General features: G+C 71.2%; 15 protein-coding genes. 10 read left to right on the forward strand and 5 right to left on the reverse strand.

Annotated features, from left to right (window positions below; translation table 11 throughout):
- Positions 1 to 6: 6 nt before the first annotated feature.
- Positions 7 to 513, forward strand: coding sequence for a mycothiol transferase (locus ABD240_RS09730; RefSeq protein WP_344337013.1), 507 nt, complete (start codon positions 7 to 9; stop codon positions 511 to 513).
- 158 nt (positions 514 to 671) lie between these two features.
- On the forward strand, positions 672 to 1,193 hold the full coding sequence (locus ABD240_RS09735; RefSeq protein WP_344337014.1) for a hypothetical protein: 522 nt from the start codon (positions 672 to 674) through the stop codon (positions 1,191 to 1,193).
- 153 nt (positions 1,194 to 1,346) lie between these two features.
- Here ABD240_RS09735 and ABD240_RS09740 read toward each other — a convergent pair whose 3' ends face one another.
- Positions 1,347 to 3,194: an ABC-ATPase domain-containing protein gene (locus ABD240_RS09740; RefSeq protein ID WP_344337015.1), complete on the reverse strand. Its 1,848-nt coding sequence runs from the start codon at positions 3,192 to 3,194 to the stop codon at positions 1,347 to 1,349.
- Between the two features lie 202 nt (positions 3,195 to 3,396).
- On the opposite strand from ABD240_RS09740, the gene ABD240_RS09745 reads away from it, so the two are divergent.
- Both ABD240_RS09745 and ABD240_RS09750 read left to right on the forward strand, forming a co-directional pair.
- Positions 3,397 to 3,885 carry a helix-turn-helix transcriptional regulator gene (locus ABD240_RS09745; protein WP_291792759.1) on the forward strand — a complete coding sequence of 163 codons (489 nt, stop codon included), beginning with the start codon at positions 3,397 to 3,399 and terminating at the stop codon, positions 3,883 to 3,885.
- Entirely contained in the window at positions 3,882 to 4,304 is a 423-nt protein-coding gene (locus tag ABD240_RS09750) for a VOC family protein (protein WP_344337016.1), read from the forward strand. The genes ABD240_RS09745 and ABD240_RS09750 overlap by 4 nt, the downstream gene beginning before the upstream one ends.
- Positions 4,305 to 4,319: 15 nt before the next feature.
- Here ABD240_RS09750 and ABD240_RS09755 read toward each other — a convergent pair whose 3' ends face one another.
- Positions 4,320 to 5,180, reverse strand: a complete 861-nt coding sequence (locus ABD240_RS09755; protein ID WP_344337017.1) for an AraC family transcriptional regulator — start codon at positions 5,178 to 5,180, stop codon at positions 4,320 to 4,322.
- A gap of 82 nt (positions 5,181 to 5,262) precedes the next feature.
- Here ABD240_RS09755 and ABD240_RS09760 point away from each other — a divergent pair, with 82 nt between their 5' ends.
- Entirely contained in the window at positions 5,263 to 5,799 is a 537-nt protein-coding gene (locus ABD240_RS09760) for a VOC family protein (RefSeq protein WP_291792750.1), read from the forward strand.
- A gap of 70 nt (positions 5,800 to 5,869) precedes the next feature.
- On the opposite strand, the gene lhgO is transcribed toward ABD240_RS09760, so the two are convergent.
- Positions 5,870 to 7,123, reverse strand: coding sequence for an L-2-hydroxyglutarate oxidase (lhgO, locus tag ABD240_RS09765; RefSeq protein WP_291792747.1), 1,254 nt, complete (start codon positions 7,121 to 7,123; stop codon positions 5,870 to 5,872).
- 376 nt (positions 7,124 to 7,499) lie between these two features.
- On the opposite strand from lhgO, the gene ABD240_RS09770 reads away from it, so the two are divergent.
- From ABD240_RS09770 to ABD240_RS09785, 4 genes are all read left to right on the forward strand, one after another.
- Positions 7,500 to 8,105 (forward strand): hypothetical protein, encoded by a 606-nt coding sequence (locus tag ABD240_RS09770; protein ID WP_344337018.1) that lies wholly within the window; start codon positions 7,500 to 7,502, stop codon positions 8,103 to 8,105.
- A gap of 143 nt (positions 8,106 to 8,248) precedes the next feature.
- Positions 8,249 to 9,757: a site-specific DNA-methyltransferase gene (locus ABD240_RS09775; RefSeq protein WP_344337019.1), complete on the forward strand. Its 1,509-nt coding sequence runs from the start codon at positions 8,249 to 8,251 to the stop codon at positions 9,755 to 9,757.
- Positions 9,758 to 9,997: 240 nt separating this feature from the next.
- Positions 9,998 to 10,282 (forward strand): type II toxin-antitoxin system Phd/YefM family antitoxin, encoded by a 285-nt coding sequence (locus ABD240_RS09780; RefSeq protein ID WP_291792737.1) that lies wholly within the window; start codon positions 9,998 to 10,000, stop codon positions 10,280 to 10,282.
- Entirely contained in the window at positions 10,279 to 10,554 is a 276-nt protein-coding gene (locus ABD240_RS09785) for a type II toxin-antitoxin system RelE family toxin (RefSeq protein WP_291792734.1), read from the forward strand. The genes ABD240_RS09780 and ABD240_RS09785 overlap by 4 nt, the downstream gene beginning before the upstream one ends.
- A gap of 40 nt (positions 10,555 to 10,594) precedes the next feature.
- Here ABD240_RS09785 and ABD240_RS09790 read toward each other — a convergent pair whose 3' ends face one another.
- Both ABD240_RS09790 and ABD240_RS09795 read right to left on the reverse strand, forming a co-directional pair.
- The gene (locus tag ABD240_RS09790; protein WP_344337020.1) at positions 10,595 to 11,134 is read right to left on the reverse strand and encodes a YaeQ family protein; all 540 of its coding nucleotides are present in this window, start codon (positions 11,132 to 11,134) and stop codon (positions 10,595 to 10,597) included.
- An 11-nt stretch (positions 11,135 to 11,145) separates the two neighbouring features.
- On the reverse strand, positions 11,146 to 12,351 hold the full coding sequence (locus tag ABD240_RS09795; protein WP_344337021.1) for a trans-sulfuration enzyme family protein: 1,206 nt from the start codon (positions 12,349 to 12,351) through the stop codon (positions 11,146 to 11,148).
- A gap of 110 nt (positions 12,352 to 12,461) precedes the next feature.
- On the opposite strand from ABD240_RS09795, the gene ABD240_RS09800 reads away from it, so the two are divergent.
- A complete protein-coding gene (locus ABD240_RS09800) occupies positions 12,462 to 12,944 on the forward strand; it encodes an Lrp/AsnC family transcriptional regulator (protein ID WP_291792724.1) in 483 nt (160 codons plus the stop codon).
- Positions 12,945 to 13,698 lie beyond the last annotated feature (754 nt).

Below are 13,698 nucleotides of genomic sequence, written 5' to 3' on the forward strand. Positions count from 1 at the left end.
ACGCACATGGACGCACGCGAGGTGCTCATCGAATTCGCCGGCCGGCCCCTGGCCGCCGCACAGACCCTGCACGGACTCCCCGCGGAGGCCCTCAACCGCCATCCGGCCGGCCACCCCAACTCACCGGCATGGCTGCTGTGGCACGCAGGGAGGGAGATCGACCTCCAGCTCGCGGACCTCTCCGGCGGCGAGCAGGTATGGACGCACGGCGGGTTCGCCCGTCGCTCCGGCCTCGGTGCCGCAGGAGACGACCTCGGCCTGGGGCACACCCCGGAACAGGCGCGTGCGATCGAGGTGGAGGACGCGGGGCCCCTGCTCGAATACCTCGCGGAGGTCACCGACGCTCTGCGCTCCTATGTCCGCTCACTCGCCGAGGAGGACCTGGACGTAGTCGTCGACGACAGCTGGGATCCGCCGACGACCCGCGGTGTGCGCCTCGTGAGCATGATCGACGACGCCGCGCAGCATCTGGGCCAGGCCGCATATGCGGTGGGAGCTCCGGACGCCTCGTAGGAGCGCCGCGCGGCCCACACGCCGGTGCAGCGACGGTCCGGGCTGTGTTCCCGGTCTGCCACACGCGCTCCGATCTGCGCACACGCACGTGCGGCGCGACGCTGAGGACGGTGTGAGGCTGGGACCTGTCAGCTCAGCCCACCTGCCGGGAGAACCCCATGCGCACCCTCCGCACCGCCAAAACCCTGTCCGTCCTGGGCGGCCTCGCCGCCGCGCTCTCGCTCTCCGCCTGCGGGATGACCGTCTCCTTCGACGAGCCGGCCCCGGAGGAGACGGCGGCTCCCAGCGAGGACGGCGCCGCCGACGGCACCACTGACCGGAGCGTTCCCGCGGCGGATCAGCCGACGACAGAATCCGAGGAGGGAGACGGCTCAGGCACGGGCGCGGGCACCGATGACGCGGGAGGATCCGGCGGCGCAGGGTTCTCGCTCGACGAGGACGGCACCGGCGTCATCCCGGCGGACATCCTCGAGGAGGACATCCGTGAGGCGTACGCGAATCAGGGGACCACGATCGAGGCCGTCGAGTGCTCGAACGACATGCACGTCTGGAACGAGACGGGCTCCTCCTCCTGCACCGTGACGGCCGGAGGCGAGGAGCACTACGGGGTCGCGAAGGTGGTCTCCGTCAGCGGCCAGCAGGTCGAGTACGAACTCGAGTTCGCCGGCGTCGACTTCTGAGCGACGGCGCAGCTCCGCGTGCGCCGCACCCTGCACGGGCTCGGCGCCTGCGGAGTCTGTCTCCGCACAGGCCGAACGTCTCCGAGTCCGGCCTCGTGGCCGGTCCGGCCTCACAGCCCGTGCGAGTCAGACCGGCCACGGGGCCCGCACGGCTCAGTCCGCGAGCTTCAGCCGGCGATAGCGCCCCACTGCGGCGAGAAGCTCGTGCCGCCGCGGGCGCGCCAGGCGACCGGGATGCCCGCGGTGGGGCGAGAGCCAGTCCAGGCCCTCGGCGTCGAAGCGCCGTTCGAGGGCGTCGAGGGCCTCGGCGAGGCTCGTCTCCCCGTCGAGCTCGCGGCTGAGCACGTCGAGGGCGCGGGCGATCGCCTCGGTCTGCGAGGGATCGACCAGCTGCACCACGGCCCCCAGCTCGATCGTCTCCGTACCGTACTGGATCTGCCCCAGTCCCCGGGCACGGGCAGGCTTGGGGCCCTTCCCCCGGCCGCTGCCGCCTGCGCCCCGGCCTGCCGGGCCTCTGCCGCCGCGGTGCTGCGCACCCCGGCCGGCCGCGTCCGGCCCCTGCTCCTCACCTCTACCGAGGCCTCCGCGGGCGGGCACGCGCGAGACGGCCGCGGCGAACACAGGACCACCGGCCGCAGCGGCCCCGGCATCGTCCGCCGCCAGCGCCCGCGCCTGTGCGGTGACGTCACGCGGAACGTACTCGTCGAGGGCGATGACGTGGTCGGCGACGTCGAAGAAGGCGCCGGAGCCGCCGGCCACCAGCACGGTGGACACACCGCGCTCCTCGTACAGCGGCCGGATGCGGTCCACGAACGGCGTGATGGGCTCACGGTTCGCGGGGATGAGGCGGCGCATGCGCTCGTCGCGGATCATGAAGTTGGTCGCCGAGGTGTCCTCGTCGATGAGCAGGGCACTCGCGCCGGCTTCCACCGCCTCGACGAGATTGGCCGCCTGCGAGGTGGAGCCGCTGGCGTTCGTGGTCGAGAAGGCTCGTGTGTCCGTGCCGGTGGGCAGATTGGTGATGAAGGGCGAGATGTCCACGCCCGTCACCGCGCGGCCGTCCTCCGCCCGGATGGAGACCGCATCCGGCCGCGTGAGGACCCACTCGCGGCCGTCGCCGGCGATGTGCGGATACACCCCGCGCTCCACGGCGCGCAGCAGAGTGGACTTGCCGTGGTACCCGCCGCCCACGATCACGGTGACGCCCTCGGGGATCCCCATGCCCGTGACGGTCCGCCCGCTGGGCAGCGCGAACTCCGCACGCAGCGACTCCGGGACGGCGAAGGGCACGGCGCCGAGGCGGGTCTCCAGCGGCAGGTCCGAGTCGCCGGAGCGCCGCGGCAGGATCGCGCCCTCGCCCACGAAGGCGATGAGCCCGCGCTCCCGCAGGGAGGCGCGCAGGTGCTCCTGGTCGCGGAGGAGGACGACGTGGGCGCGCAGGGCGTCACGGGTGGGCGCGTCGAACTCCCCGTGGAAGAGCGCGGCGCGTGCGACCTCGGGCAGCAGCTCCGTGAGGATCCGCGCGGCCGCGCGGCCCTTGATGCGGCGGCCGGCGGCGGGCAGCGCCACCTCGAAGCGGACCTCCACGCGGTCGGGTGCGAGGAGGACGCTGCTGCGTGCGAGCACCTGCTGGCCCGGTTCGTCGATGCGGATGTCCCTGTCCGCTCCCGCCGCACGCAGCTGCGCGGCGAACCGGCGCGTGAGGAAATCGCCCACCGCGATCCTGTCGTCAGCTGTCTCGAGGAGATCCTGCGGCAGCGCGGCGTCCTCTGCGTCCACGAGCACGCACACGCGCGAGGGCGGGGCGTAGGGATCGGACTGCACATGGTCGATCGCCACCGCGAGGTCGCCCAGCTCGTGCGTGCCGTGGAGCTGCTTGTAGGACGGGTAGCTGCGCCCGTCCATGCCGATGAGCCTCCGCGCGAGGTCCTGGGCTCGCCTGCCGTTCTGGGGCGGCTTGTGGCTCTGTCCCTGCCTGTCCGATCCGTGCCTGTCCTGCATGGGCCCAGTCAATCAGACGGCACGGACACCGGTGTGGGAGGCCGGCCTCCGAGTCGCAGAGCCTGTACCGCTCCGCCGCACCCCGGCACCTCATCGATCAGGAATCGAGAAGCCCGCCGCCGGCCCGCGCGCCTACTGTGGACGCATGCACAGCGCTCCGCCTCACCGCACGCGTCCGTCCGGCCGCTCCCGGGCGGCCTGAATGCGCACGGACGCGGAGAGACTCGCGGAGCTCGTGCTCCTGCGGCGGGTGCGCGACCGGATCGACCGGGAGCACGCCTCGCCGCTGGATGTGGAGGCCCTCGCCCGAGGCGTCCACATGTCCGCGGGCCACCTCAGCCGCCGCTTCCGGGAGGCCTACGGCGAATCGCCGTACTCCTACCTCATGACGCGGCGGATCGAGAGGGCGATGGCGCTGCTGCGGCGCGGCGACGTGAGCGTCACGGAGGCCTGCTTCGCCGTGGGCTTCTCCTCCCTCGGCACGTTCAGCACGCGCTTCACGGAGCTGGTGGGCACACCGCCCAGCGTCTACCGGAAGCAGGCGGCCGGAGCGACCGCGGGCGCACCCGCATGCAAGGTCCAGCGCGCCACCCGGCCCGTTCGCGTCCGGCGCCCTCCGCAGCCGGCCCAGGGCCCTCACCAGACCGACGACACCCCACAACCCGACCCACACGAAAAAAGAGAACCATGAGTCTGTCAGTCCGCTACGCGTTCCTCCCGCACACCGATCCGGAGGCCTCACTCGCCTTCTACCGCGATGTGCTGGGCTTCACCGTCTCCAACGACGTGGGCTACGAGGACATGCGCTGGATCACCCTGGACCCGCCCAGCACCGCGGAAGGAGCCTCCGTCACCTCACTCGTCCTGGAGCCGCCGGCCTGCGATCCCACCATCTCCGAGGAGGAGAGGCGGACGATCCTCGAGCTCATCGCCAAGGGCAGCTACGCCTCTCTCACACTGGCCGTCGACGACCTGGACGCCTTCTTCGAGAAGGTCGAGGCCGTGGGGGCGGAGGTCGTCCAGGAGCCCATCGACCAGGAGCACGGGGTGCGCGACTGTGCCTTCCGCGATCCTGCCGGCAACCTCCTGCGCGTCAACGAGGCAGGCTGAGGCCTCTCCGCCTCCTCATCGCTCCTCCCTGTAGCCGCTGGGTGTGAGGCCCAGGACGCGGCGGAAGTCCGCCGTCAGGTGGGCGTGGTCGGCGTAGCCCAGCTCCGCCGCGATTCGGGAGACCGTGACGGCGCGGTCCTCGCGCAGGCGCTGCGCGGCCTCCTGCAACCGGTACCGGCGGATGATCGCCAGGGGCGGCAGGCCCACGCACGCCTGTGCCACCCGCTGCACACTGCGCACGGAGACGCCCAGCCGCTCAGCCACCTGTTCGATACGCGTGATCGCACCGTCGCCGGCGATGAGGTCCTCCATCCTGTTGGCGAGGTCGCCGTGCGCGTCCGGCTCCGGAACGCGCGTCTCGATCCACTCGGCGAAGGCCACCGTCGCCGCGGCCCGCGCCGCTGCGTCCGCCTCCGCTTCTCCCATGGCGACGCGCACGCGGCTGCACAGCTCCTCCAGCGCAGGCCCGCCCTCCTCCCGCACGGCAACCGGAACGTCAGCCGCGACCGAGGCCGGCTCGCCTGCCCGCCAGAGGGGCACCTCGGCGTCCCTCAGTACCGCAGGGGCGAATCCCAGCCCACGGACGGCGGCCGGCCGCAGCAGAGCACCCACCACCCAGCCGCACCCCGTGAGGTCACGGTGGGAGACGCGGGTGGTGGGCCCGGCGAGGGTGACCGCATCCGGATAGACCACGAGGTTGGAGGCGGGGAAGGGCAGGACGCTCTGCCGCGAGGTGCGCCCCGGAGCCACCCGCCACTGCGGGATCCAGAACCAGCGGATGCGGTTCTGCAGGTGCGCAGGCGCCGGCACGCGGTGGAAGGTGGGCAGGCGTGCGGGATACAGGATCCCTCGCCCGTCCAGCGGCTGCTCACCCATCGTCCCCGTCCTCCCGCACCGTCCTCCTGCGCTGTCGCAAATATTCAAGCACCGCGTCCGGCGCGATCCTTACAGTCGGAGCATGAGCGAGTCACAGGCCCCGCGCCGGGGCGTCACCGGCGCACACACCACTGACGGAATCCCCCACGGCACCACCAGTCTCACGCCGTTCCTCGCAGTTCCGCGCGCGGCGGAGGCCGTCGAGTTCTACCGCGAGGTGTTCGACGCCCGCGTCGTCGACGTCACGGAGATGGGCGGCATGGTCGTCCACGCCGATCTGGACATGGGCAACGGCCGGCTGCAGCTGGGCGAGCCCAATCCGGACTTCGGCCTCGTACCGCCGCCGGCCGGTGATGCGGACTGCTGCTCGATGGGCCTCTACTGCGCGGACGTCGACGCGGTCGTCGAGCGCGCCGTGGCAGCGGGTGCCACCATCAGGGAACCGGTGAGCGAGTTCGTCTCCGGGGACCGCTTCGCCTCGATCCGCGACCCCTTCGGCATCCGCTGGTCGGTCATGAGCCGCGTCGAGGACCTCTCCGAGGAGGAGAGCGCCCGCCGCGTGGCGCAGTGGGCGGCCGAGCAGGAGGCAGCTGCGCAGGGACAGGGGGCCGGAGAGTAGGCGGAGGCACGCCCGCTGCCCCGCGCGCGGGTACTCCCCTGCACGCCCGCATGCGGGTGCTCCGCCGCGCTCAGCGCAGGGACTCGACCGCCCTGTCCACCACGTACTCGGCGATCGCGAGCGAGCTGGTGGCGCCCGGAGAGGGTGCGTTGCGCACCTGAGTGAGCCGGCCTCGGGAGGTGATGACGAAGTCGTCCACGAGCGAGCCGTCCGGGTTCATCGCCTGCGCGCGCACCCCGCGGGGACCGGGCACCACGGCGGAGGCGTCCAGCTCCGGGACGAACTTCTGCGCCTCCGCGATGAACGCCTGCGGGCTCAGCGCGGTGCGCGCCTCCCGGGCCGCCGCCTTCATGTTCTGCGAGGCGAACTTCCAGAACCCCTTGTAGCCCAGCGTCCTGCCCAGGTCGGAGAGGTCGAGGCCGCCGATGGGCCCCACCTTCCGTTCGTACTTCTCCCGCCCCAGGGAGAGGAAGGCGTTGGGGCCCAGCAGCAGGGAGCCGTCGATGCTCCTGGTGAGATGCACTCCCAGGAACGGGTACGCCGGGTCCGGGACCGGATAGATGAGACCGCGCACGGCCTCGGCGGCCTCTCCGCGGGCCACGAAGTAGTCCCCGTAGAACGGCACGATCCGCGGGTCCTGCTCCAGCCCGCTCGCCACGGCCAGGCGATCCGACTGCAGACCCGCGCAGGTGACGACGAGGTCGAACACACCCGCGTCCTCGGTGACGGAGGATCCCTTGGCACCCGGCAGCGCCAGGCGCACCCGCACCTCACTGGAGAGGGTGTCCAGACGCGCCACCTCCGAGTCGTACCGGATGAGACCGCCCGCGGCCTCGAGATCGCGGCCCAAGGACTCCGTGAGCGCCACATAGTCGATGATCGCGGTGTGCGGCGAGTGGAGGGCGAGCACGCCGCGCACCCCCGGTTCCACCTCGCGCATCTCGTTCCGGTCGAGCAGCTTCACATGCGGGACGCCGTTGGCCTGTGCACGGGCGAAGATCGCCTCCAGGCGGTCCACCTCGTCCGTGTCCTGCGCGACGACCAGCTTGCCGCACTCCTCGTAGGGGATCCCGTTCTCCGCCGTGTAGCGGATGATCTTCTCCACCCCGCTGCGGCACAGTCGGGCCTTGAGCGAGCCCGGCTCGTAGTAGAGACCCGCATGCACCACGCCCGAGTTGTGCCCCGTCTGATGCGCGGCCAGGTGCGACTCCTTCTCGAAGAGGGTGACGGTCGCGTCCTCGAAGCGGAGCGCGAGTTCGCGCGCGACCGCGGTGCCGATGATGCCGCCTCCCACGACGGCGATGCGCTGTGGCTGTGCTCTCATGCCACCAGTCTGCCTGGTGCGGGCGGCGTTGGGGAGGTGTCGGAGAGGACGGGCCCGGCCGCATGAGGCGGGGACCGCACTCCTCGCACCGGTGACACGACCGTACCGCCCACCTGCGGCACGCCCTCACCGTCCGCTTCCGGCACGCCCTCATCGCCCGTTGGCAGTCCGCCTCATCGCCCGCCGGCAGTTCGCCGCGCTGTCCGCCGGCAGTCCGGCAGGCGCGTCCTCCGCACCTCCGCACAGATCACAAGTGAACCTGATCTCCGACGAAGGGGTCGACAGCCGCTCGGCGATGCGTAGACTCGGACCCACGGCATCCGCACACGGCCGGCAGCACCCGCGAAGCAGAGCGATTCGAAGGACGGGAGCGATCATGACCGAGACCCACGACAGCGCATTCGAAGCGGAGGACGCGCGCCTCTCGCCGGAGGCCGAACCCACGCCGGACGAGATCCTCGAGGCCGCCGAGGAGGAAGCCGAGGCCCAGGCCCTCGATGCGGAGTTCCGGGACGGGGAGTTCAGCGGCGGAGAGTCCAGCGCCGGGGACGGACTCGCTCCCGGCATGGAGCCCGGGCCGGACGAGGCCGACGGGGCACCCGAGGTCGCCCCCGAGCACGTGTCGCTCGGCAGCCTGGAGCCCGAGGCCGCGGAGCCCGGCGGCGCGGGCCCGGAAGGCACGGGCGTCGAAGGTGCGGACGACGCGCTCCTCGACGACAGCCCTCCGCGGCAGGAGTTCGGCAGCGAGACCAGCGATCCCCTCGGCGCCGTGGACGCGTTCTCCGCGGAGGAGACGCCCGCGGCGGAACAGGGCAATCGCGTGGGCGACGAGATGGTCTCCGACGGCGGCGACGACGCGGAGACCGCCCAGCTCGACGGCGACGACCTCGACGTCGACGCCGTGGCCGACGATGGGGTCCTGCCGGTGGACACCGTCGACGGCCTGCGGCAGGAAGCCGACGGCTTCGCCGACGAGGGCTGAACCCCACCCCGTACAGCCGCACCGCCCGCCTCCGAGCCTCGGGCACCTCGGGCACCAGCGCCGCTGATCCCCGCAGCTGACCCCTGCACGGCGAGCCTCTGCCGCGCACACCTGCGACGAGGTTCGCCGCTACAGTCGTACTCATGGCAGGAGCGGACCAGCGGGGAACGGCACAGGTGCGAGATGTGCCCCTGTCCCGGCCGGGCCAGGTCTCCTCAGCCGTCGAGGCACCGGCGGCCTCCCCCATCTCCGGAGGCTCCAGCACGTCACGGACCGCCGCGGGACAGGTCGCCCGGACCGTCGCAGAGGCCCGCCACTCCGCGCCGTCTCCGGTCACGACCGGTGACGACCTCGTCATCGAGGGCGACAACCTCGACGCGCTCCGCGCGCTGCTGCCCACGCACCGCGGCACGGTGCGAGTCGTCTACATCGACCCTCCCTACAACACCGGGAACGCACACACGTACCGGGACTCGTTCCGCACCTCGGCCTCCTCCTCGGCCTCCTCCTCGGACGCCTGCCCCACGGAGCCGGCCTCAGCGGGCGGCCCGGACCCCTGCTGCGGGCCCACACACGCGTCCGCCCCCTCAGCCGATCCGGCCTCGGGCGGCGCCCGTTCCCCGTACCGGGACCACGCCGCGTGGCTGGACTTCATGCGCCCCCGCCTCGAGCTCGCCCGCGCGCTCATGCGGGAGGACGGGGTGCTGTTCCTCCACATCGACGACCGGGAGCAGGCCTTCGCACAGATCCTGGGACATGAGGTGTTCGGCGAGGAGAACAGCCTCGGAACGCTCATCCATCAGCGTGCCAAGGGCGGCGGGCAGGCGAAGTTCGTCATCCGCGGGCACGACTACATCCATGCGTGGGCCCGCAGCCTCGATGCGGCCGGACCACTGGTGACGGAGAAGAAGCCGCCCGCCAGGTACGAGGTGATCGACGGCCGGCGGATGCTCGTCGAGGACGACGTGCTGCGCGTGAGCTTCGGGACGTACGTCCGCGGACGGGAGCGCAGACTCATGTACGAGGACATCGAGGCCGTGCGGGGCCCGGCGAAGCTGGCCGAGATCGACAGGCGGCTGGCCTCCGGGGAGCTGGCCCTCCGGCCCTGGGGAGAACCGGATCCGGACACCGGCGAGCGCCGGCACGCCGTCGTCCGCCTCACTCCGGCGGAGCAGGCGACCTCCAAGCTCTACTCGATCCTGCGCGTGATGGGCTCGCAGGGCCGGAGCGACCTCGAGGAGCTGGGGCTCGGCGGGATCTTCGGCTACCCCAAGCCCGTGGAGCTCGTACGCACCCTCGTCGAGGCCGTCACCTGGCACGATCCCTCAGCAGTGGTCCTCGACTTCTTCGCCGGCTCCGGCACCACGGCCCAGGCCGTGATGGAGGCCAATGCCCGCGACGGCGGGGCGCGCCGCTTCGTGCTCGTCCAGAGGGCGGAGCCCATCGCCTCCCGGCTGCGCGCCGGTCGCGGTACGGACACGGGACGGGGCACCGCCTCCGCCGCGGCAGTTCCGTCCGCGTCCGAGGCCGCCCCCGCCTTCGCGACGATCAGCGAGTTCTGCGCGGAGCGGGTGCGCCGAGCGGCTGCGCGCTGGGAATGCTCCGGATCAGTGCGGTACCTCCGCGCCGAGGACCTCTCGTCCGGCGGGTAGGCGGCCTCGGGCTCCGTGGCATATCCGCGCGCTACGACGCTCAGGGTGCCGTCCGCGCCGTCGACCACCTGCTCGCCGCGGCCGACGCCGATCACGTCGACCGGAGGCGTGTGGACTCCTGTGCCAGCGCGCAGCCGAACAGACCGGGCCCCAGAACGGCGACCGCTCCGTGCACCGCCAGACGGCACGCTCGCCCGCCGGCCTTCCTCTCACCCGATCAGGGACACTAGAATTGTGTACATGAGCACTTTGTCAGTAGCGCAGGCACGGGCGCGGTTCTCCCAGCTCGTGGATTCCTCGGCGAGGACCCACGAACGCTTCGAGGTGACGCGCAACGGCGTCCGCACTGCCGTTCTTCTGAGTGCGGACGACTACGACACTCTCGTGGAGACACTCGACGTCCTGGCCGACTCCGAGGAGATGGCGGCGATCAGCGCAGGACTCGCCGATCTGAGAGCGGGTGCCACGCATTCCGCCGAGGAGGTCCGCGCCGCGATGGAGGCTGCCGGCAGGCTGCCCGCGTGACCGAACGCTACACAGTCGTCTTCACCGGAGGCGCGAAGCGAGCCCTGGAGAAGGACCTCCCGGAACGCATCGCAGCGGCGGCTTTCGCATTCATCCTCGGCCCTCTGAGCGAGAACCCCCATCGCGTCGGCAAGCCGCTTCGCGAACCTCTTGCGCCCTTGTACTCCGCCCGTCGAGGCGAATATCGGATCCTCTATCGCATCATCGACAGCGAAGTGGTGATCGAAGTCGTCTCGGTGAGCCCCAGAGGCCGGGCATACAGGAAGCGCTGAGGCAGGCCGCACGTCTGGGCGAGCGGCGAACCCGCTGCTCTCAGGCGAGTCGGTGCTCGTGCACCTGTGAGCTGAGCGTCGTGCCGCCCAGTTCGAGGTAGAGCTCGCCCTCCGTGAGCGACAGGGAGAGCGCATTGCGCCTCGCGAGCAGGGCGACCGCCGCCTCGATGAACCCGGCGTCGAAGCTGCGCAGCACCAGCGCGTCGGCACGGTGGATCGTCTTTCCCGTCCACGCCGCCATGACGAACTCCGGATCACGGTGCGTGTACACCGCTGCACGGCCGGCCAGCTTGCTGCCGGCGTGCAGCCGCGCGGCATCGGGCGCACCCACCTCGATCCACGCCGTGATGCTGCCCGTGAGGTCCCTGACCAGGACCGCCGGCTCGTCCGTCGTCGAGACGCCGGTGCCGAACTCGATCCCCTCCTCGTACTCCAGGCAGTAGGCGAGGACGCGCGTCATCATGTACGCGTCCGTCTCCGAAGGGTGCCGCGCGACTCTGAGGGTGAAGTCCTCATAGACGCCGCGGTCGATGTCGGCCAGCTGGACCGTGAATACGTGGATCGTCGAGCCGATGGCCATAGTGCGTCATCCTAGTCCGCCGGCACCTCCAGCGCCGCGTCCAGGTCCGCGATGAGGTCCTCGGCCGCCTCCAGCCCGATAGACATGCGCACCACGTCGGAGCCCGGGCGGGCCTCGGGCGCCACCGGACGGTGGGTGAGGGCGGCCGGGTGCTGGATGAGCGAATCCACCCCGCCCAGGGAGACCGCATGGGTGAACAGGCGCAGCCGCCCGGTGAGCGCCTCGGCGGCCGCGAAGCCGCCCCGCAGGCGGATCGAAACCATCGCACCCGGGCCCCTCATCTGCCTGCCCAGCACACCGGCCGGGTCCGGCGCGAGACCGGGATAGAACACCTCGGCGACGGCGGGATGCTCGGTGAGCCGCGTCGCGATCTCACAGGCCGTGTCCTGCTGGGCGCGCATCCGCACCGGCAGGGTGGCGAGCCCGCGATGGAAGAGGTAGGCGGCGAGCGGGTGGAGGATCCCGCCGGTGACCGCCCGCACGGAGCGCAGCCGCACGGCCCGCTCCTCCGCGCACGCGAGGATCCCGCCCAGCGCGTCCCCGTGCCCGCCCAGGTACTTGGTGGCGCTGTGGAGCGCGAAGGCGGCTCCGTGATTCAGCGGATTCTGCAGCACCGGCGTGGCGAAGGTGTTGTCCACGAGCACCGGCACCTCGCCAGCCTGCTCCACGGCGGAGGCGATGTCCGTGAGCTCCAAGGTGGGATTGGCGGGAGTCTCCAGCACCACGAGTCCGGTGTCCTCTCGGATCGCCGAGGCGATCTCATCCGGCCCGCAGAAGGTCGCCTCGGTGCCCAGCAGCCCGGAGGCGAGGACATGGTCCGAGCCGCCGTACAGCGGCCGGACGGCCACGACGTGCGGCCGGCCCGCCGAGGTGCAGAAGGCCAGCAGCGCGGCTGCGAACGCGGCCATGCCCGAGGAGAAGGCGACGGCCGCCTCCGCGTGCTCGAGCTCCGCCAGCCCCGCCTCGAAGCGTGCGACCGTGGGGTTCCACAGGCGGGCGTAGACGGCGCTGCCTCCGGCGGGCAGGACGCTCCCGCCGGCGAGCGCCTCATAGGAGTCCCCGCCCGCCTCGATGTCCGGCAGGGGGTTGGTGGTCGAGAGGTCGAGGGGCAGCGCGTGCACGCCCAAAGCGGCGAGATCGTCGCGTCCGGCGTGCACCGCGGACGTGTCCACGGCGGTGCGGGAGGCCTGCGGGGTGCTCCTCGTCGAGTGATCCATACTCGTATGGTTGACGAAGGCACAGAATCATTCCATAGGCATTGTCGAGAGCTGCAGCAACAGGAGCTGGAAATGCACCTTCAGCAAAAATGGACGTTCAAGGAGGACGGATGTCAGCCGCCGAGCAGAACCTCTCCCTCGACAAGGCGGACCACGCGCTCATCCGCGAGCTCTCCGGACAGCCGGAGCTGACGAACAAGGCGTTGGCCGCCCGCCTGGGCATCGCGGAGTCCACGTGCGCCTACCGGCTGCGCCGCCTCCGGCGCGCCGGGGTGGTGGGGCGGGCGCGCCTCGACCTCGACCACACACAGCTGGGATACGCCCTGCAGGCCGTCATCGTCGTGACGATGACCAGCCACTCGCGGGCCGATGTGAACCGCTTCATGGAAGCGCTGGAGCACACCCCGCACGTGCTGCGGATCCTCAACCTCACGGGCCGCTCCGACTTCTTCGTCACGGTCGCGGTGCGGGACAGCAGGCAGCTGCAGGATCTCGTGCTCGACCGCATCACCCGGCACCCGGCGGTCCGCAGCACCGAGACCCACATCGTGTTCGAGGAGCGGAGGGGCACCTGGGTGCCGGGGGGCGAGTGAGGTCCGACCTGCCTCGACAATTCCGTCCGCGCCCGGGGACGCCAGCGCACCTCTCAGTATTTCGGCGTGCGCACCTTCTCCTGTCCTCTATGATCGACCGCAACCCCTTGCAGCGTCACGGAACGGGCATGAAGCCTCTCCGCGCGGAACGGCAGGCTTCGCTGTGAACAACACGCATACGCACGGCTCCTCCGGCTCGGCCAAGGTTCTAGGCTCGCTCGACATCCTGTTCATGAGTTTCGGCGCGATAATCGGCTTCGGCTGGATCCGGCTCACCATCAGGTGGGTCCAGGACGCCGGCACCGTAGGCGCCATACTCGCTTTCGCCGCAGGCGAGATCATCATGATCCTCGTGGGTTTGGTGTACTCCGAGCCGGTCTCAGCGATGCCTTTCTCCAGCGGTGAGCACAACTGCCTCCTGCGCAGCATGGGCCCTGAACAGCGGTTTGCGGCTCCTGGGCGATCACGCGGGCTGTATCTCCGTCATCATGTGCCTCATTCAACGCCCCCGGCATCCGGATGGTCTCGCTCGTGCAGACCTTCGTCGTGAGCTTCCTGCCCCTCGTTGGCGTGTTCCTCGTCCTCGGCCTGGTGGTGGGCGGCGAACCGCAGCATAGGGAACCGCTGGTCATCGCGGACACTCTCAGCCTCATGCTCGGCCACGAGATCTGGGAAGAATCGTCATCGCCGGTGGGCTTGTCGGCATCATCACCTCATGGAGCGCCTTCCTCATCGGCGCCTGGTTCATGCTCCG

The sequence above is a fragment of the Brevibacterium salitolerans genome, from assembly GCF_039531405.1.
Taxonomy (GTDB): domain Bacteria; phylum Actinomycetota; class Actinomycetes; order Actinomycetales; family Brevibacteriaceae; genus Brevibacterium; species Brevibacterium salitolerans.

What these genes read in the sequence shown, in the direction of transcription:
- ABD240_RS09730 (WP_344337013.1), top strand. Translation starts at nt 7, where the DNA reads ATGGACGCACGCGAGGTGCTCATCGAATTCGCCGGCCGGCCCCTGGCC.
- ABD240_RS09735 (WP_344337014.1), top strand. Translation starts at nt 672, where the DNA reads ATGCGCACCCTCCGCACCGCCAAAACCCTGTCCGTCCTGGGCGGCCTC.
- ABD240_RS09740 (WP_344337015.1), bottom strand. Translation starts at nt 3,194, where the DNA reads ATGCAGGACAGGCACGGATCGGACAGGCAGGGACAGAGCCACAAGCCG.
- ABD240_RS09745 (WP_291792759.1), top strand. Translation starts at nt 3,397, where the DNA reads ATGCGCACGGACGCGGAGAGACTCGCGGAGCTCGTGCTCCTGCGGCGG.
- ABD240_RS09750 (WP_344337016.1), top strand. Translation starts at nt 3,882, where the DNA reads ATGAGTCTGTCAGTCCGCTACGCGTTCCTCCCGCACACCGATCCGGAG.
- ABD240_RS09755 (WP_344337017.1), bottom strand. Translation starts at nt 5,180, where the DNA reads ATGGGTGAGCAGCCGCTGGACGGGCGAGGGATCCTGTATCCCGCACGC.
- ABD240_RS09760 (WP_291792750.1), top strand. Translation starts at nt 5,263, where the DNA reads ATGAGCGAGTCACAGGCCCCGCGCCGGGGCGTCACCGGCGCACACACC.
- lhgO (WP_291792747.1), bottom strand. Translation starts at nt 7,123, where the DNA reads ATGAGAGCACAGCCACAGCGCATCGCCGTCGTGGGAGGCGGCATCATC.
- ABD240_RS09770 (WP_344337018.1), top strand. Translation starts at nt 7,500, where the DNA reads ATGACCGAGACCCACGACAGCGCATTCGAAGCGGAGGACGCGCGCCTC.
- ABD240_RS09775 (WP_344337019.1), top strand. Translation starts at nt 8,249, where the DNA reads ATGGCAGGAGCGGACCAGCGGGGAACGGCACAGGTGCGAGATGTGCCC.
- ABD240_RS09780 (WP_291792737.1), top strand. Translation starts at nt 9,998, where the DNA reads ATGAGCACTTTGTCAGTAGCGCAGGCACGGGCGCGGTTCTCCCAGCTC.
- ABD240_RS09790 (WP_344337020.1), bottom strand. Translation starts at nt 11,134, where the DNA reads ATGGCCATCGGCTCGACGATCCACGTATTCACGGTCCAGCTGGCCGAC.
- ABD240_RS09795 (WP_344337021.1), bottom strand. Translation starts at nt 12,351, where the DNA reads ATGGATCACTCGACGAGGAGCACCCCGCAGGCCTCCCGCACCGCCGTG.
- ABD240_RS09800 (WP_291792724.1), top strand. Translation starts at nt 12,462, where the DNA reads ATGTCAGCCGCCGAGCAGAACCTCTCCCTCGACAAGGCGGACCACGCG.